14 protein-coding genes and 1 tRNA gene are annotated in these 17,889 nt (G+C 41.5%); 1 reads left to right on the forward strand and 14 read right to left on the reverse strand.

Annotated elements, in window-relative coordinates:
- Positions 1-219: 219 nt before the first annotated feature.
- Together MKL33_RS08545 and MKL33_RS08550 are read right to left on the reverse strand one after the other, a co-directional pair.
- Positions 220-1,644, reverse strand: a complete 1,425-nt coding sequence (locus tag MKL33_RS08545; RefSeq protein ID WP_032005724.1) for a Na+/H+ antiporter family protein — start codon at positions 1,642-1,644, stop codon at positions 220-222.
- A 101-nt stretch (positions 1,645-1,745) separates the two neighbouring features.
- The gene (locus MKL33_RS08550) at positions 1,746-2,624 is read right to left on the reverse strand and encodes an alpha/beta fold hydrolase (protein ID WP_270906808.1); all 879 of its coding nucleotides are present in this window, start codon (positions 2,622-2,624) and stop codon (positions 1,746-1,748) included.
- Between the two features lie 117 nt (positions 2,625-2,741).
- On the opposite strand from MKL33_RS08550, the gene MKL33_RS08555 reads away from it, so the two are divergent.
- Positions 2,742-3,227 carry a DUF4442 domain-containing protein gene (locus MKL33_RS08555; protein ID WP_005079397.1) on the forward strand — a complete coding sequence of 162 codons (486 nt, stop codon included), beginning with the start codon at positions 2,742-2,744 and terminating at the stop codon, positions 3,225-3,227.
- Between the two features lie 40 nt (positions 3,228-3,267).
- Here the strand turns inward: MKL33_RS08555 and MKL33_RS08560 are convergent, their stop codons facing one another.
- The 12 genes from MKL33_RS08560 to tuf all read right to left on the reverse strand — a co-directional run.
- Positions 3,268-3,624, reverse strand: coding sequence for a hypothetical protein (locus tag MKL33_RS08560; protein ID WP_002115127.1), 357 nt, complete (start codon positions 3,622-3,624; stop codon positions 3,268-3,270).
- A 206-nt stretch (positions 3,625-3,830) separates the two neighbouring features.
- A complete protein-coding gene (locus tag MKL33_RS08565; RefSeq protein ID WP_005065793.1) occupies positions 3,831-4,196 on the reverse strand; it encodes a hypothetical protein in 366 nt (121 codons plus the stop codon).
- Between the two features lie 180 nt (positions 4,197-4,376).
- On the reverse strand, positions 4,377-8,570 hold the full coding sequence (rpoC, locus tag MKL33_RS08570; RefSeq protein ID WP_002114988.1) for a DNA-directed RNA polymerase subunit beta': 4,194 nt from the start codon (positions 8,568-8,570) through the stop codon (positions 4,377-4,379).
- An 86-nt stretch (positions 8,571-8,656) separates the two neighbouring features.
- The gene (rpoB, locus tag MKL33_RS08575; protein WP_002114857.1) at positions 8,657-12,745 is read right to left on the reverse strand and encodes a DNA-directed RNA polymerase subunit beta; all 4,089 of its coding nucleotides are present in this window, start codon (positions 12,743-12,745) and stop codon (positions 8,657-8,659) included.
- Between the two features lie 304 nt (positions 12,746-13,049).
- Complete coding sequence (rplL, locus tag MKL33_RS08580; RefSeq protein ID WP_001229360.1) at positions 13,050-13,421, reverse strand: 50S ribosomal protein L7/L12; 372 nt, start codon at positions 13,419-13,421, stop codon at positions 13,050-13,052.
- Positions 13,422-13,463: 42 nt separating this feature from the next.
- Positions 13,464-13,970, reverse strand: coding sequence for a 50S ribosomal protein L10 (gene rplJ, locus MKL33_RS08585; protein WP_002115099.1), 507 nt, complete (start codon positions 13,968-13,970; stop codon positions 13,464-13,466).
- A gap of 310 nt (positions 13,971-14,280) precedes the next feature.
- Positions 14,281-14,976 carry a 50S ribosomal protein L1 gene (gene rplA / locus MKL33_RS08590; protein ID WP_005065788.1) on the reverse strand — a complete coding sequence of 232 codons (696 nt, stop codon included), beginning with the start codon at positions 14,974-14,976 and terminating at the stop codon, positions 14,281-14,283.
- Between the two features lie 3 nt (positions 14,977-14,979).
- Positions 14,980-15,408: a 50S ribosomal protein L11 gene (gene rplK, locus MKL33_RS08595; protein ID WP_001074682.1), complete on the reverse strand. Its 429-nt coding sequence runs from the start codon at positions 15,406-15,408 to the stop codon at positions 14,980-14,982.
- Between the two features lie 109 nt (positions 15,409-15,517).
- On the reverse strand, positions 15,518-16,051 hold the full coding sequence (gene nusG / locus MKL33_RS08600; protein ID WP_270906809.1) for a transcription termination/antitermination protein NusG: 534 nt from the start codon (positions 16,049-16,051) through the stop codon (positions 15,518-15,520).
- Positions 16,052-16,058: 7 nt separating this feature from the next.
- Positions 16,059-16,499, reverse strand: coding sequence for a preprotein translocase subunit SecE (gene secE / locus MKL33_RS08605; RefSeq protein WP_002114837.1), 441 nt, complete (start codon positions 16,497-16,499; stop codon positions 16,059-16,061).
- Positions 16,500-16,574: 75 nt separating this feature from the next.
- Positions 16,575-16,650: transfer RNA gene (locus MKL33_RS08610), tRNA-Trp, on the reverse strand.
- A 60-nt stretch (positions 16,651-16,710) separates the two neighbouring features.
- The coding region (gene tuf, locus MKL33_RS08615) for an elongation factor Tu (RefSeq protein WP_017399900.1) at positions 16,711-17,889 on the reverse strand (1,179 nt) is incomplete at its 5' end.

Genomic DNA, 17,889 nt, shown 5'->3' on the forward strand with positions numbered 1-17,889 from the left:
AAATTATATATTAACCAACTATTTTAATAGGTTTTAATCCCAACTATATTAATCAAGATTATTTTATATTACCAACCATTTTAATATACTTTTAATTCTGAGTATTTTAATATAATTTATTTAAAATACATTTTTTATTTAGGCAATAAAAAAACCTTCTTAATTTAAATCTAAAGATCGTTATTAAGAAGGTTTACACTTTAATATTTTATAAAAACTTTATAAAACCATTGCAGCGATCCAGCCAAAAATTAATAGCGGAATATTAAAGTGAATAAAGGTAGGTACGACTGTATCCCAAATATGATCGTGTTGCCCATCCACACCTAAACCAGCTGTTGGCCCTAAGGTTGAGTCAGAGGCTGGCGATCCAGCATCACCTAATGCTGCTGCTGTACCAATAAGTGCAATCGTTGCTAATGGTGAGAAACCAAACTGCACACATAAAGGCACATAAATAACAGCTAATACAGGAACACTTGAGAAAGATGAACCAATACCAATTGTCACAAATAAGCCAATACAAAGCATTAGGAAAGCAGCAAGCGCGCGGTTATCTCCAATAATCTCGACTACACCATTTACTAGCTGATTAATATCACCAGTATGAGTCATTACTGAGGCGAAACCGGCAGCAGAAATCATGATGAAGCCTACTAAAGCCATCATTCGCATGCCTTGTACAAAGACATCATCTGCATCTTGCCATTTAAAAATTCCGGCGGTAGATAGAACAGCAAAACCGACTAAACCACCCAAAATCATCGAACCTGAATATAGCTGCGCAGCAAGCGTCAAGCCAATTGCGAGCAATGCCATCAAGATCGTTTTCTTTGCAATAACTGGTGCTTGCTCTGCTTCATGCTTTAACTCTTCAGCATCTGCTTTTAAGTCAGCTGTTTCATCCTGGGTTGTTGCGCGAAGAGGTTTATCTAGATCAATCGTGGTCACAGGTGTAATCGCACGATCAGCATAAATTCTTGGTTTACGGTAGCTAATAAATACAGCAACCAAGGTGCCTAACACCATACCTAAAACAGGAATGGCCATGCCAATTGGCATCATTGCCCGATCAACATGTAAGCCGTACGCTGCCCCAATTTTGTTGATATTTCCCATCAGAATCTGTTCAAGGAAAATTGCACCAAATCCAACCGGAAGAAAAATATAAGTACCAACCAAACCTAGCGTAAGTACACAGGCTGCGGCGCGGCGGTCTAATTTTAAATGGTTCATTACCCGTAACAGTGGCGGAACCAGTACAGGAATAAAGGCAATATGAACTGGAATAAGGTTTTGAGAGAAAATAGCAGAAATTAATAAAATACCTAAGAGGAGATACTTCACTTTAGTCTGACGGCTTTTCCCAGCTTCCATTCCCAATAAACCAATCAGCTTATGGGCAAGTAAATCAGGCAATCCAGATTTTGAAAGTGCCAGAGCAAATGCCCCTAACACTGCATAGGCAAGTGCAACTTCAGCACCATCGCCAAGACCAGCGTTAAAAGCTTCAACGGTTTGGGAAAGGCTTAAACCTGCTACGAGGCCGCCCACAATGGCAGAAACCACTAAAGTCAATACGACAGAAACGCGCGCCAGTGATAATAAGAACATCACTGCAATCGCAATAACGACAGCATTCATGAATAAGTTCAGAGCAAAACAAAAGGCGATATTCTAGCAGATTCATATCTATGAAGCCGAAAATATCGCCGAATTAACAGTTTTATGCAGTTATTTCACTGTTACGCTTGAGCTTTAATAAACTCACGAATATGAGTTGCTATTTTCTCTGGCTCACTCAGAATGGCCCAGTGATTTGCGTTAAGCTCTACATATTCAAATTTTTCAACCCACTTTGGCATAGCCTCAGTGATGTATTCTGGACTTACAAAAGTATCATATTTTAAAATAACAGCTTTTACTGGACACTGCGCATAACGTTGACGTGGGCTAGTTAAGCGAGGAATAAAATTGGCACGATATAAATTAATGCCATATTTACCATCAGCATTAATATTATTATTTAAAGGTAAATTACTTTTCCTCTCCAACTGAGTAAGAACTTTACCCCATTTTTCTGGACTAAAAAGAGACCATACAGTTGGTGCTAATAACGGAAGATGGAATGCCCCGATATACCAAGATTTAGTTAATATTTTTAAGATTTGAGCTGGTGAAGATTTAAATTTATCACGTAAAAATAAAGCTGCATGATCAAGACATGGTCCAGAAATGGTGATGTATGATAATAAACGACCTTTGAACTTAGGCTCGGTGACAGACTCCCAAGACTGAATCGAACCCCAATCATGTGCAGCCATATGGAATTGACGATTTGGCAATAACTCATCAACAACTTCTTGGAGATCTAGAGATAAACGCTCTAAACGGTAATCACGTATACGTTTTGGTATAGATGACAAACCAGCTCCACGTACATCGTAAGTAACAATATAGAAGTCATTGATCAAATGCTCAATGATTGATTCCCATACTTCTTGATTGTCAGGATAACCATGTACTAAAACCAACGGTGTATTTTTTTCGTCACCCCATGTTTTAGCACAAAGCGTTTGTTGATCACTTGTTGTTACTGTATGAACTTTTGGCTGCATAATCATTTCCTATCTTGTTTTTCAATCGATCATGTCGTTAGTCGGATAGAGCATTGCCATCAATATAAAAAAGATGATACTTATCTAGTATGAATACTGTTGCAATAAAAAAAATTGACTATTATGGCTATTTTAAGAAGACTTCAGAACAATCCTACGATTTCAAAATTTCTATTTAATCACTATCCCCCTTATCGTGGCGCAGGGATTTATATTGAAATCATGAATTTAGAACTTTGCCATGTGCGTGTAAAGATGCCGCTGACTTGGAAAAACCAAAATTTAGTCGGTACACATTTTGGTGGAAGCCTTTATTCAATGGTTGACCCATTTTATATGATGATTCTTATGCATCATCTCGGATCAAAATATATTGTTTGGGACAAAGCTGCCGAAATCAATTTTCTTTCTCCAGGACGCAGTACTGTACATGCAGATATTCGAGTTGATTTAGCTGAAATAGAACAAATTCGTGAACTTGCCGAGAACTATGAACCTGTTTTAAGAACTTATCATCTAAACATTTTTGATGAATCTGGGGTAAGAATTGCAGAGGTTCAGAAAACGCTTTATATCAGACGTAAAAAAGCGAAACCTTTTCCTCAATAAAAATAAGCGCTAAAAGCGCTTATTTTTATTTGTTAATTTTTTATCTTTTCTCTTCAATCGCTGCACCAGCACCACCACCGATTGCACCGCCAATTGCAGCACCAGAGTCACCACCAATCAGTGCTTTACCTACGACTGAACCGATACCAGCACCAATCGCACTCTTAGTCGTTGTCTGTTTACTGCCGCCTTGGGTATTAGAACCTACGCCTGCACCTACCGCTGCGCCTAAGCCTGCACCAATACCGCCACCTACATGGTTACCTAAACCACCACCAAGTGCTCCACCTGCTGCTGCTGCACCAATACGTTGGTCAGATGGGCTCATATTTTGGCAGCCTGTGAACATAAGTGTAGACAACATTAAAGCAGAAACTAATCCAATTGTTTTTTTCATGACCGTTCTCACAATGATCTGTTCTAGAGAAAAGAATAATCCCCTTTTATGAGGAATTTGATCAGATTGTGTTATCCGTCTGTCCTAATCGATTGATATTTTGTAAAGCTCTGCCTTTTATATTTATTAAGCAAAATTTTAATTATAAAAAAGAAGTCTTTAATCACATAAAGACTTCTATAGTTTAACAATTATTAAGGATACTTTTAGTACTTCCCTTTCTTCTCTTCATAGGCTGCACCGGCACTACCACCCAATGCTCCACCTGTAGCAGCACCAGCGTCACCACCAATAATTGCTCCACCTAATACAGCGCCGACACCAGCACCAATTGCACTATTACGTACGGTTTTACTGCTAGACCCTTTTGCATTAGCCGCAACACCTGCACCGAGTGCCGCTCCTAGACCTGCACCTATATTACCGCCCACGTGTTTTCCTACTGCACCACCTGCACCACCACCAATAGCAGCTGAACCAATACGTTGACTTTCTGGGCTTGCATTCTGACAACCAACAAACAAAGTTGTAGACATCAGGCCAACACTAACAATCATCATCATTTTTTTCATTAGATTTACTCCAGTCTTCATAAGCAGGTAGCCTAGTGTGTTTTTGTGGAGTATTTATCCCGCTTAAGTAATAAAATAATGGCTCTTTAATATGTTTATGTAATTACAATTTAAAATTGTTATAAATAAATATAAATAAAAAAGGCACCCTAAGGTGCCTTTTTTATTGCCAGCCTAAACTTAGAATTGTTCAGAGTTTAATGCTTGGCTAAATGCTTGGTCTACTTCGCTGAAGTCATTATGAAGCTCATGCTCTGCAGCTTCTGCCTCTTGACGACGACGCTCTAAGTGGTACGCAAGACCAGTACCTGCTGGAATCAAGCGACCTACTACAACGTTTTCTTTCAAGCCACGTAAATCATCTTCTTTACCTGTTACAGCCGCTTCAGTTAACACACGAGTTGTTTCCTGGAACGATGCAGCAGAGATGAACGAGTCAGTAGAAAGCGATGCTTTCGTAATACCCATCAATTGACGTTCAAACTTCGCAGGGAACTTGTTCTGAGCCAAGACAGCTTGGTTCTCTTGAACAACGCGGATGTAATCCACTTGCTCGCCTTTAATGAAGCTTGTATCACCGCCATCAGTGATATCAACTTTACGCAACATTTGACGTACGATAACTTCAATGTGCTTATCGTTGATTTTTACACCTTGGAGACGGTAAACGTCTTGAACTTCGTTCACGATGTAGTTAGTTAATGCAACTTCACCTTTCAAGCGCAAGATGTCATGTGGGTTTTGTGGACCATCAGAAATAGTCTCACCACGGTTCACATGCTCGCCTTCGAATACGTTGATTTGACGCCATTTTGGAATCAATTCTTCGTAAATCTCAGAACCATCATCAGGAGTAATTACCAAACGGTTTTTACCCTTAGTCTCTTTACCGAAGCTTACAACACCTGATACTTCAGCAAGAATTGCATGCTCTTTTGGCTTACGCGCTTCGAACAAGTCAGCTACACGCGGAAGACCACCGGTAATATCACGAGTACGTGATGTTTCTTGTGGTACACGACCAATAACGTCACCCACACCAATCGTTTCGCCATCACGGACAGTTACGATTGTATTTTGTGGCAAGAAGTAGAACTGTTCGCCGCCATCTGTTGTATCCAACACGATTGCAGGACGTAAATCTTTACCAGAAGCAGGACGAGCTGTTACAGGCAAGATTTCAACAGTAGTCATACCAGTTGCATCATCAGTTTTCGATGTTGCAGTTACGCCATCAGCGATTTGGCTGAAGCGCGCTTTACCAGCAACTTCTGTTACCAATGGATGTGTATGCGGATCCCAAGTCGCTACGATACCGCCAGCTTCTACAGCTTCACCATCTTTCAACAAGATGCTTGCACCGTAAGGAAGTTTATAACGCTCGCGCTCACGACCTAAATCATCGGCAATACCAATTTCACCTGAACGTGAAACTGAAACCAAGTGGCCTTTTGCATGTTGTACAGTTTTCACGTTATGGAAACGTACAGTACCTTTGTTACGTACTTGAACACTGTTCGCAGCAGAAGTTCGGCTCGCAGCACCACCAACGTGGAACGTACGCATCGTTAACTGTGTACCCGGCTCACCGATTGACTGTGCAGCCATTACACCAACTGATTCACCTGGGTTCACCAAGTGACCACGTGCAAGATCACGACCATAACAACGAGCACATACACCGAATGTTGATTCACATGCGATTACTGAGCGTACTTTAACTTCATCGACACCAGCTTCTTCAAGCTGAGCTGCGATTTTCTCGTCAATTAACGTACCGCGAGGTAATACAACTTCATCATCAGATGCACGACGTACGTCTTCAGCAGTTACACGACCTAATACGCGGTCACGTAATGGCTCGATGACATCACCACCCTGAATGAATGGAGTCATTACTAAACCACCCGCTGTACCACAGTCAGGTTCAGTAATTACCAAGTCTTGCGCTACGTCTACAAGACGACGAGTCAAATAACCAGAGTTCGCAGTTTTCAATGCTGTATCGGCCAAACCTTTACGCGCACCGTGTGTTGAAATAAAGTACTGAAGTACTGTTAAACCTTCACGGAAGTTCGCTTTAATCGGAGTCTCAATAATCGAGCCATCCGGTTTTGCCATCAAACCACGCATACCAGCAAGCTGACGAATCTGCGCCGCACTACCACGGGCACCCGAGTCAGACATCATATAGATGCTGTTGAATGATTTTTGTTTCTCGTCTTCACCTTGTTTGTTTTTAACAAGTGTATAAGACAAGTTATCCATCATTGCTTTAGCAACTTGGTCGTTTGTACGCGCCCAGATATCGACAACTTTGTTATAACGCTCACCAGCAGTTACGAAACCTTGTTCGAACTGTTGTTCGATTTCACGAACTTCTGTTTCTGCTTTATCAATAATTGTGTGCTTAGTAGGTGGAATGAGCATGTCTTCCATACCTACAGATACACCTGAACGAGTCGCTTGACGGAAGCCCAAGTACATTAATTGGTCAGCAAAGATAACTGTATCTTTCAAACCAAGTTTACGGTAGCAAGAGTTGATCAATTTAGAGATGTTCTTTTTAGTCATCTCAAGGTTGATCATGTCAAAGCTCAAGCCTTGTGGAACAATTTCCCAAAGCAAACAACGACCAGGTGTTGTATCAACAATAATAGTTTGGTGTTCACGTTCACCATTTTCATTGATAACAGTTTGGTGTACACGTACTTTAACACGCGCATGGATCGCAACCTGACCAGTAGCAAGTGCACGGTTTACTTCATGAGTATCCGCGAACACCATGCCTTCACCTTTGGCATTTACAGCATCACGTGTGATGTAGTAAAGACCCAAGACAACGTCCTGAGAAGGAACGATGATTGGCTCACCGTTTGCTGGTGACAAGATGTTGTTTGTTGACATCATCAATGCACGAGCTTCTAACTGTGCTTCAAGTGTCAATGGAACGTGTACCGCCATTTGGTCACCATCGAAGTCGGCGTTAAACGCAGCACAAACGAGTGGGTGAAGACGGATTGCCTTACCTTCAATAAGAATAGGTTCAAATGCTTGAAGACCTAAACGGTGAAGTGTTGGCGCACGGTTCAACATTACTGGGTGTTGACGAATTACAGAAGCAAGAACGTCCCAAACTTCCGGAGTCTCACGCTCAACCATTTTCTTCGCAGCTTTAATGGTAGTCGCCTGACCTGAAGCTTGTAGTTTCGCGAAAATGAATGGCTTGAATAATTCAAGTGCCATTTTCTTCGGAAGACCACATTGGTGAAGACGTAAAGTAGGACCTACAGTAATTACCGAACGACCAGAATAGTCAACACGCTTACCTAATAAGTTCTGACGGAAACGACCTTGTTTACCTTTGATCATATCTGCCAAAGATTTTAATGGACGTTTGTTAGAACCAGTAATCGCACGACCACGACGGCCGTTATCAAGCAATGCATCTACAGACTCTTGTAACATACGTTTTTCGTTACGTACGATGATATCTGGAGCAGCAAGGTCAAGAAGACGCTTCAAACGGTTGTTACGGTTAATGACACGACGATATAAATCGTTCAAGTCAGAAGTCGCGAAACGACCACCTTCAAGTGGAACTAATGGACGTAAATCAGGTGGAAGTACAGGAAGTACATTCATCACCATCCATTCTGGCTTGTTGTTCGAATCTTTGAATGCTTCCATCAATTTCAAGCGTTTAGACGCTTTTTTCAACTTCGTTTCAGAAGTTGTTTGAGGAATTTCTTCACGTAAACGTGCGATTTCAGCTTCAAGATCGATATCTTTCAACAAGTCCTGAACCGCTTCTGCACCCATTTTCGCAGTGAATTCATCACCGTGTTCTTCAAGTGCATTGAAGTATTCTTCGTCTGTTAAAAGTTGATACTTTTCAAACGGAGTCATACCTGGGTCAGTTACAACGTATGATTCGAAATACAATACACGTTCGATATCACGAAGTGTCATATCTAATAATAAACCGATACGGCTCGGTAACGATTTTAAGAACCAGATATGTGCAACTGGAGAAGCAAGTTCAATGTGACCCATACGTTCACGACGAACTTTCGCTGTAGTTACTTCAACGCCACATTTTTCACAAATGACGCCTTTGTATTTCATACGCTTGTATTTACCACACAAGCATTCGTAATCTTTTACTGGACCAAAAATTTTGGCACAGAACAAACCGTCACGTTCAGGTTTAAAAGTACGGTAGTTAATTGTCTCAGGTTTTTTAACTTCACCATGAGACCATGACTTAATCATTTCTGGTGACGCAAGACCAATACGGATACGGTCAAACTCAATTGGTGCATGACCATCTGAGTCCGTTTTCTTACGCATGATATCGAGCAAGTCTTTCAATTTTTTTCTCCGTGTGTCGGGAAGCAATGCTTACCCGACTGGGTCACAAATATTGTTTTTACCTAAAAAATCGTGAGTCTTACGACTTAGTCACCATTTTTCAGTTCAATGTTGATACCTAAAGAACGGATCTCTTTGGTCAATACGTTGAACGATTCAGGCATACCCGGATCCATATAATGGTTACCATCTACAATATTCTTATAGATGCGTGTACGACCTTCAACGTCATCCGACTTAACAGTTAACATCTCTTGGAGAGTATATGCTGCGCCGTAAGCTTCGAGTGCCCAGACCTCCATCTCACCGAAACGCTGACCACCGAATTGTGCTTTACCACCAAGCGGTTGCTGTGTAACAAGAGAGTAAGAACCAGTTGAACGCGCATGCATCTTGTCATCAACCAAGTGGTTCAATTTGAGCATGTACATGTAACCTACAGTTACAGGACGATCAAACTGTTCACCAGTACGACCATCAAACAACACTGTTTGACCTGTACGAGAGATACCAGCTAACTCAAGCAAGTCTTTAATTTGACTTTCTTCAGCACCATCGAATACAGGAGTAGCCAAAGGTACACCTGCACGTAAGTTGCCTGAAAGTGCCAAGACTTCAGCATCAGTTAAGCTATCAAGATCTTCTTGCTCACCACCGACTTTGTTATAAATCTTGTCTAAGAATTCACGCAGTTCTAAAACTGTACGCTGTTCTTTCAACATTTTCTCGATTTTATCACCAAGCCCTTTAGCCGCCATACCTAAGTGAGTCTCAAGAATCTGACCCACGTTCATACGAGATGGTACGCCCAACGGGTTCAATACGATATCTACTGGTACACCGTTAGCATCGTGTGGCATGTCTTCAACAGGTAAGATGTTAGATACAACACCCTTGTTACCGTGACGACCAGCCATCTTATCACCAGGCTGAATACGACGTTTAACAGCTAAGTAAACTTTAACAACTTTCAATACGCCAGTTGTTAGTTCATCACCTGTTGCAAGCTTACGTTTCTTCTCAGCGAATTTCTCATCAATTTCTGCGCTCTTTTCTTTTAAGAACACTTGAATTTGAGTTAAACGCTCAGCGATTGCTTCATCTGCCGGTTGAATTTCAAGTAAATCAACAAGCTCTAAACCAGATAACACTTCTTCAACGAGTTTGTCACCACGTTTAGTTGAACCACCGCCATTAGACTCTTGGCCTTTAAGCAAACGAATTACACGCTCACGAGCTGCTTCTTCAAAGATCTTGTATTCTTCTTTCAAGTCTTTACGGTAAGCATCAAGTTGTGCTTTTTCGATCGCCAATGCACGGTCATCTTTCTCTAAGCCATCACGAGTGAAGACTTGAACATCGATAACTGTACCTTTTGTACCAGATGGAACACGTAAAGATGAATCTTTAACGTCAGCTGCTTTCTCACCAAAGATTGCACGAAGCAATTTTTCTTCAGGAGTTAACTGAGTTTCACCTTTAGGCGTTACTTTACCAACAAGGATGTCACCTGCTGTAACTTCAGCACCGATATAAACGATACCTGATTCATCAAGTTTAGAAAGTGCAGCTTCACCAACGTTAGGAATATCGGCAGTAATTTCTTCTGCACCTAACTTAGTATCACGCGCTACACAAGATAATTCTTGAATATGAATAGAAGTTAAACGGTCTTCTTGAAGTACGCGCTCAGATAATAAGATCGAGTCTTCATAGTTGTAACCATTCCAAGTCATGAACGCAACGCGCATGTTTTGACCAAGCGCAAGCTCACCCATATCTGTAGACGGACCGTCTGCCAAGATATCACCGCGAGCAACTTTGTCGCCCAAATTCACGATAATATTTTGGTTGATACAAGTGTTCTGGTTAGAACGCGTATATTTAATGAGGTTGTAGATATCTACACCAGCCTCACCAGCGATCATTTCATCTTCGTTTACACGAATAACGATACGAGAAGCATCTACGTATTCAATTGCACCACCACGGTTTGCGATTACACACACACCAGAGTCACGTGCAACGTTCGCTTCCATACCTGTACCTACAAGCGGTTTATCCGCACGTAGAGTAGGAACTGCCTGACGTTGCATGTTTGAACCCATAAGCGCACGGTTCGCGTCATCGTGTTCAAGGAATGGAATAAGTGATGCAGCAACAGATACGACCTGCTGAGCAGAAACGTCCATATGCGTCACTTTTTCTGGTGGCATACGTACGAATTCACCTTGATGACGAACAGAAACAAATTCTTCTGTTAGGTTGCCATCTTTATCTACTGCAGAATCGGCCTGTGCAATAACAGTACCTACTTCTTCAATCGCAGAAAGGTATTCAACTGCATCAGTTACTCGACCATCTACTACTTTACGGTAAGGTGTTTCCAAGAAACCAAAGTCATTTGCTTTTGCATATACTGAAAGCGAGTTGATCAAACCAATGTTTGGACCTTCCGGCGTTTCAATTGGACATACACGACCATAGTGAGTTTGATGTACGTCACGTACTTCAAAGCCCGCACGTTCACGTGTTAAACCACCAGGCCCAAGCGCTGATACACGACGCTTATGCGTAATCTCAGATAATGGGTTGTTTTGGTCCATGAACTGAGATAATTGGCTTGAACCAAAGAATTCTTTGATTGCAGCTGCAACTGGTTTAGCGTTAATTAGATCTTGTGGAGACAAGTTATCTGTTTCTGCTTGGCTTAAACGTTCTTTAACAGCACGTTCAACACGTACCAAACCAACACGGAATTGGTTTTCAGTCATTTCACCAACAGAACGTACACGACGGTTACCCAAGTGATCGATATCGTCGACTTCACCTTTACCGTTACGGATTTCAACTAATGTACGTAATACATCAATGATATCTTCGTGCGATAAAATACCTTCTACTTCACGTGACTTCTGGTCAGTACCAACTTCGTATGGACGACCCAAACGACGGTTGAACTTCATACGACCTACTGGAGATAAGTCATAACGCTCAGAAGAGAAGAATAAGTTATTGAATAAGTTTTCAGCAGCTTCTTTTGTTGGCGGCTCGCCTGGACGCATTACTTTATAAATTTCAACTAATGCTTCTTCACGGCCAGCTGTTGTATCTGCACGTAATGTGTCAGCAACAAACGAACCACGGTCAATATCGTTCGTAAACAAGATATTGAACTGTTTAACACCACCTTCTGCTAGTTTCACCATAACTTCATGGCTTAACAAAGTATTCGCAGCAATTACTTCACCATCACGCAAAGTAATATTTTCAGCAGTGATACGCTCATATAAGTATTCATCAGGAACTGAAAGTTTTGTTAAACCAGCAGCTTCCATTTGACGTACGTGACGAGCATTAATACGCTTACCTTGCTCAACAATAACTTTACCGTCATTATCAGCAATATCAAATTGAGCCATTTCCCCACGTAAACGTTCAGGTACTAGATCAATCTGGTAGCTACCCATATCAAGATACACAGGTACTTTTTCATAGAACAAATTCAAGATTTGTTCGTTGTTATAACCTAGTGCACGTAACACAACAGTAGCAAGTAATTTACGACGACGGTCAATACGTACGTAAACTAAGTCTTTTGCATCAAATTCAAAGTCTAACCATGAACCACGGTAAGGAATGATACGTGCTGAATACAACACTTTACCACTTGAGTGGGTTTTACCTTTATCGTGATCAAAGAAAACGCCTGGTGAACGATGTAATTGAGATACGATTACACGCTCAGTACCATTAATGACGAATGTACCGTTTTCAGTCATGAGTGGAATTTCACCCATATAGACTTCTTGTTCTCTTACGTCTTTAATTGATTTAGTTTCGCGATCTTTAATAATCAAACGAATTTTAACGCGCATTGGTGCCGCATAAGTCGAACCACGAAGAATACATTCGCGTACATCGAACTCAGGTTTACCAAGGCTATACTCAACAAATTCTAAAGCAGCATTGCCAGAATAACTTTCGATAGGAAAAACTGAACGAAATGCGGCTTGGAGACCGATATCTTCGCGGTTTTTTGGAGTTTTGCCATCTTGCAAGAATGTTCTGTACGAATCGACCTGAATCGATAGTAAGTACGGTGCATCCATTACTTGGGGCAATTTACCAAAATTCTTACGGATCCGTTTCTTTTCGGTATATGAGTATGCCATCTGGAGTCCTCGGAAAGTAAACCAAGCCCGCCTGCAGAACGGGCTCAGAAGGAATTACGCAGGCCGATATGGCCACCACTGTTTACAAATGCTGCAATTTTTAGTGGTATAAAAACGCTTAACAATATTTTTAAAAAAGAAAAATATTGGTAAACATTTGAAATTACTTGTTTTATTTGAATTTTTCTAAAAAACAAACAAAACTAACAAAAATCGAGCCGATTATTGTAACGCAAAAAGGCTGATGACCCAAGAGCCATCAGCCATTTTATGGAGCCGATTTAAAAACCGACTCCTTTTACAATTACTTAAGTGTAACTGTAGCACCAGCTTCTTCAAGTTTCTTCTTAAGTTCTTCGCCTTCCTCTTTAGAAACGCCTTCTTTAAGAACTTGAGGAGCACCTTCAACTAGGTCTTTAGCTTCTTTAAGACCAAGGCCAGTTGCTTCACGAACTGCTTTAATTACAGCTACTTTGTTAGCACCGAAAGAAGTCAACTCAACGTTGAATTCAGATTGTTCTTCAGCAGCAGCAGCAGCGCCACCAGCTGGAGCAGCAACAGCAACAGCTGCAGCTGAAACGTTGAATTTCTCTTCGAAAGCAGAAATTAATTCAACAAGTTCAAGAACAGTTTTTTCAGCAACTGCGTTTAAGATTTCTTCGTTAGTTAAAGCCATGAGAATAACTCCAAATGGATATTGAATGGTGTGTAAAATTGATTAAGCAGCTTCTGACTCGTTTTTCTCTTTGAGCGCTGTAATAAGGCGACCCAATTTCGAAATAGGAGCTTGAAGGACAGAGGCAAGCATAGTAAGAGCTTTCTCTTGGTTCGGAAGGTTTGCAATTACGCTAACGTCAGCACCTTGATAAACTTTGCCGTCAAATGCAGCAGCTTTTAACTCAAATGCTTTGTTAGTTTTAGCAAAATCTTCGAACAAACGTGCAGCTGCACCCATGTCATCTTCAGAAGTTGAAAAACCTAGAATTGTTGGACCAACAAGGTTGTCGTTCAAGATATTGAATTGAGTATCTTGAAGTGCGCGTTTAGCCAAAGTGTTACGTACAATACGTGTAGAAACACCTAACTTACGAGCTTCAACACGAAGTGTTGTTAATTGCTCTACGCTTAAGCCTTGGTAGTCAGCAACAACGGCTGCAAACGCCTTAGAAGCAACTTCACTTACTTCCGCAACGATCTGTTTTTTGTCTTCAATAAGAAGAGCCATTGTAAAACCTCCTAAGGTGATTTATGTACCCAATGGGCACACTCCCAATTCGTAAGCCTTTCGACTTACACGCGGAGGAGGAACAAATCACACCACCGCGTCTACGCAGGCTGGTTTATTAAGAAAAGTGCTATTCGAAAATGACAACTCTTCGCCTGAGGTCTTTGACGCTGATAAATTCTCATTTATCAATTCAAAGTCCGCCTGACGGGTAAGGGATAAAGCTTCGCTCCACCCAACCAAATAGAAAACATTTCTATTTAAGTTCTGTCCCCAATCAGGACTTTAAAATTCTTTACCAAGTCTAAACTTAGTTAGAAACGTTGTTTACATCAACTGTAAGACCAGGACCCATAGTTGAGCTCAAAGTGATCTTTTTGATGTATACACCTTTAGAAGTTGCAGGTTTTAACTTTTTCAAGTCAGCAACTAAGGTTTCAACGTTTTGACGGATAGCAGCAGCATCAAAGCCTAATTGACCGATCGCAGCATGGATAATACCCGCTTTGTCTACACGGTAACGAGCCTGACCAGATTTAGCGTTTTTAACAGCATTCGCTACGTCAGGAGTTACAGTACCAACTTTAGGGTTTGGCATTAAACCACGTGGACCAAGAATTGTACCGAGCTTACCAACAACACGCATAGCGTCAGGAGCAGCGATTACAACATCAAAGTCAAGGTTTCCACCTTGGATGCTTTCAGCAAGGTCATCAAAACCTACAACATCAGCACCAGCTTCTTTAGCAGCTTCTGCTTGCGCGCCTTGAGCAAATACAGCTACACGTACAGTTTTACCAGTACCTGCAGGTAATGTAGTTGCGCCACGAACAACTTGGTCAGATTTACGTGGGTCTACACCAAGATTTACAGCTACATCCAAAGATTCTTTGAACTTTGCAGCAGGTAGGCTGTTAAGAACTTGTACTGCTTCTTCCAAAGTGTAAACTTTGTTTGCTTCAACAGCAGCAGCAATGGCTTTTTGACGTTTAGTTAACTTTGCCATGTCTTATAGCTCCACTTCCAAGCCCATAGAACGTGCAGAACCAGCGATGGTACGAACACGTGCGTCTAAATCAGCACCAGTTAAATCCGGTTCTTTAGTAGTCGCAATTTCTTCTAACTGAGCACGAGTCAACTTACCAACTTTAGTTTTGTTTGGTACAGATGAACCCTTTTGAATACCAGCAGCTTTCTTAAGAAGAATAGAAGCTGGAGGAGTTTTCATGATGAATGTGAACGACTTGTCGTTGTACACAGTAATCACTACAGGAATTGGAAGACCTGGTTCAACTTTTTGTGTAGCAGCATTGAATTCTTTACAGAATGCCATGATGTTTACACCACGTTGACCTAATGCAGGACCAATTGGTGGAGATGGATTTGCTTTACCAGCTGGAACTTGCAGCTTGATATAGCCGTCAATCTTCTTAGCCATTTTAAAATACCTCTGGGTACAAACGCCGCTAGGCTCCCCAATCTTTACGCAACACTACTGTTACAACAACAATGCCCGATAAAATCGGGCGCTTTTCAACCAATTGAGATTAAATCGTTTTTTCGACTTGGCGAAACTCGAGTTCAACCTGAGTTGGTCGATTAAATACATTAATCGTCAACGTTAAACGTGACTTATCGTATTGAACTTCTTCCACCACACCTTTAAAGTCTGTGAATGGACCGTCAATAACAAGTAATTCTTCACCTGGCTCAAACATCGTTTTAGGACGTGGCACTTCACCAGTATTACGTACACGCGCAAGAATCGCATCTGCTTCACGTTGAGTGATTGGTGCTGGTTTTTCAGGTGTACCACCGATAAAACCTAGAACCTTTGGACATTCTTTAACGATATGCCAAGTATCATCATTCATTTCCATTTCGACTAACACATAGCCAGGAAAGAATTTACGCTCAGATTTACGTTTCTTACCATCCTTCATTTCTACCACTTCTTCGGTAGGAACAAGGACATCACCAAAGCTATCGGCAACAGCGCTACGCTGGATTCGTTCTGTAAGTGAACGCATCACTTGTTTTTCATAGCCAGAGTAGGCATGAATAATGTACCAACGTTTCATAGCTCTTTTACCCGATAATCAACTTAATTAACCAACCCAAACCATAGTCAAAGCACCATAAAACCAATGATGCGACAACTACAACCAATAGAACCTGCCACGAAGTAGTGACTGTTTCTTGTTTTGTTGGCCAAGTTACTCGACGCAATTCGACTCGTGCATCTTTTAGCAAACGAACGAAGCCTTTACCTTGATGGGTGGCGTATAATAAACCTAAAGCCACAACGATACAAGCAAAAATTGCCCCAACGCGCACCCAAACATTATTTGCCGGTGCCCAATACGCTGGCAAATGCTGATTCACCATAGTAGCTAAAAGCAACAATGCTATTGCTATCACCCATAGAACAATATCTAAAGGCGAACCAGAACGAACAACTTCAGCAGAATTATTTCTTTGAGGAATTGGCGCGTCGCTCAATGCGTCACGCGATTTATCATTCGACATTTTTGTACTCGTCGTAGAACTCGCGACTTATTATATGAACAACTAAGCCAGCATCAAGCTTTTTATTTCAAAATATGGCAGGTCAGGAGGGACTCGAACCCCCAACATTCGGTTTTGGAGACCGACGCTCTACCAATTGAACTACTGACCTATAATGCAAGTTGAGAGCCAAAGCCCTCAACCTGAGACGTAATCCGTCACTATAATATGCTTATGCAGTTACTTTCGCAACAACACCAGCACCTACAGTACGACCACCTTCACGGATCGCAAAACGTAGACCTGGGTCCATTGCGATTGGGTGGATTAATTCTACTGACATTTCAACGTTGTCGCCTGGCATAACCATTTCAACGCCGTCTTGTAATTGGATTGCACCAGTTACGTCAGTTGTACGGAAGTAGAACTGTGGACGGTAACCATTTAAGAATGGAGTGTGACGACCACCTTCTTCTTTAGAAAGTACGTATACTTCTGCGTCGAATTTAGTGTGCGGCTTGATTGTACCTGGTTTAGCAAGTACTTGACCACGTTGTACGTCTTCACGCTTAGTACCACGAAGTAAGATACCACAGTTCTCACCTGCACGGCCTTCGTCAAGAAGTTTACGGAACATTTCTACGCCAGTTACAGTTGTTTTAACTGTATCTTTAATACCAACGATCTCTACTTCTTCACCAACTTTAACGATACCAGCTTCTACACGGCCTGTTACTACAGTACCACGACCAGAAATTGAGAATACGTCTTCGATTGGCATTAAGAATGCTTTGTCGATAGCACGTTCTGGTTCTGGAATGTAAGAGTCAAGCGCTTCAACAAGAGCAAGAACTGAAGACTCACCATATTGACCAGCATCGCCTTCCAACGCTTTAAGCGCAGAACCACGGATAACTGGAGTGTCATCACCAGGGAAGTCATAAGTAGAAAGAAGTTCACGAACTTCCATTTCTACTAATTCAAGTAATTCTTCATCATCAACAAGGTCACACTTGTTCAAGAATACGATGATGTAAGGTACACCAACCTGACGAGAAAGAAGGATGTGTTCACGAGTTTGTGGCATTGGACCGTCAGTCGCAGCACACACAAGGATCGCGCCGTCCATCTGAGCAGCACCAGTAATCATGTTTTTAACGTAATCGGCGTGGCCCGGGCAGTCAACGTGCGCGTAGTGACGAATTGGAGAATCGTATTCTACGTGTGAAGTATTAATTGTAATACCACGTGCTTTTTCTTCAGGTGCTGAGTCGATTTGTGAGTAATCTTTCGCTTCACCGCCGTAAGTTTTTGCACAAATTGTTGCAATCGCAGCAGTTAAAGTTGTTTTACCATGGTCAACGTGACCGATTGTGCCCACGTTTACGTGTGGCTTATTACGTTCAAACTT

It is taken from the genome of Acinetobacter sp. AOR43_HL (assembly GCF_027854635.1).
In the GTDB taxonomy this organism is placed as follows: domain Bacteria; phylum Pseudomonadota; class Gammaproteobacteria; order Pseudomonadales; family Moraxellaceae; genus Acinetobacter; species Acinetobacter pittii.

Excerpts from the sequence above, each read along its gene's own strand:
- rplJ (WP_002115099.1), bottom strand. The coding sequence starts at position 13,970 with ATGGCTCTTCTTATTGAAGACAAAAAACAGATCGTTGCGGAAGTAAGT.
- rplA (WP_005065788.1), bottom strand. The coding sequence starts at position 14,976 with ATGGCAAAGTTAACTAAACGTCAAAAAGCCATTGCTGCTGCTGTTGAA.
- secE (WP_002114837.1), bottom strand. The coding sequence starts at position 16,499 with ATGTCGAATGATAAATCGCGTGACGCATTGAGCGACGCGCCAATTCCT.
- rplL (WP_001229360.1), bottom strand. The coding sequence starts at position 13,421 with ATGGCTTTAACTAACGAAGAAATCTTAAACGCAGTTGCTGAAAAAACT.
- MKL33_RS08545 (WP_032005724.1), bottom strand. The coding sequence starts at position 1,644 with ATGAATGCTGTCGTTATTGCGATTGCAGTGATGTTCTTATTATCACTG.
- MKL33_RS08555 (WP_005079397.1), top strand. The coding sequence starts at position 2,742 with ATGGCTATTTTAAGAAGACTTCAGAACAATCCTACGATTTCAAAATTT.
- MKL33_RS08565 (WP_005065793.1), bottom strand. The coding sequence starts at position 4,196 with ATGAAAAAAATGATGATGATTGTTAGTGTTGGCCTGATGTCTACAACT.
- rplK (WP_001074682.1), bottom strand. The coding sequence starts at position 15,408 with ATGGCTAAGAAGATTGACGGCTATATCAAGCTGCAAGTTCCAGCTGGT.
- MKL33_RS08550 (WP_270906808.1), bottom strand. The coding sequence starts at position 2,624 with ATGATTATGCAGCCAAAAGTTCATACAGTAACAACAAGTGATCAACAA.
- rpoB (WP_002114857.1), bottom strand. The coding sequence starts at position 12,745 with ATGGCATACTCATATACCGAAAAGAAACGGATCCGTAAGAATTTTGGT.
- nusG (WP_270906809.1), bottom strand. The coding sequence starts at position 16,051 with ATGAAACGTTGGTACATTATTCATGCCTACTCTGGCTATGAAAAACAA.
- MKL33_RS08560 (WP_002115127.1), bottom strand. The coding sequence starts at position 3,624 with ATGAAAAAAACAATTGGATTAGTTTCTGCTTTAATGTTGTCTACACTT.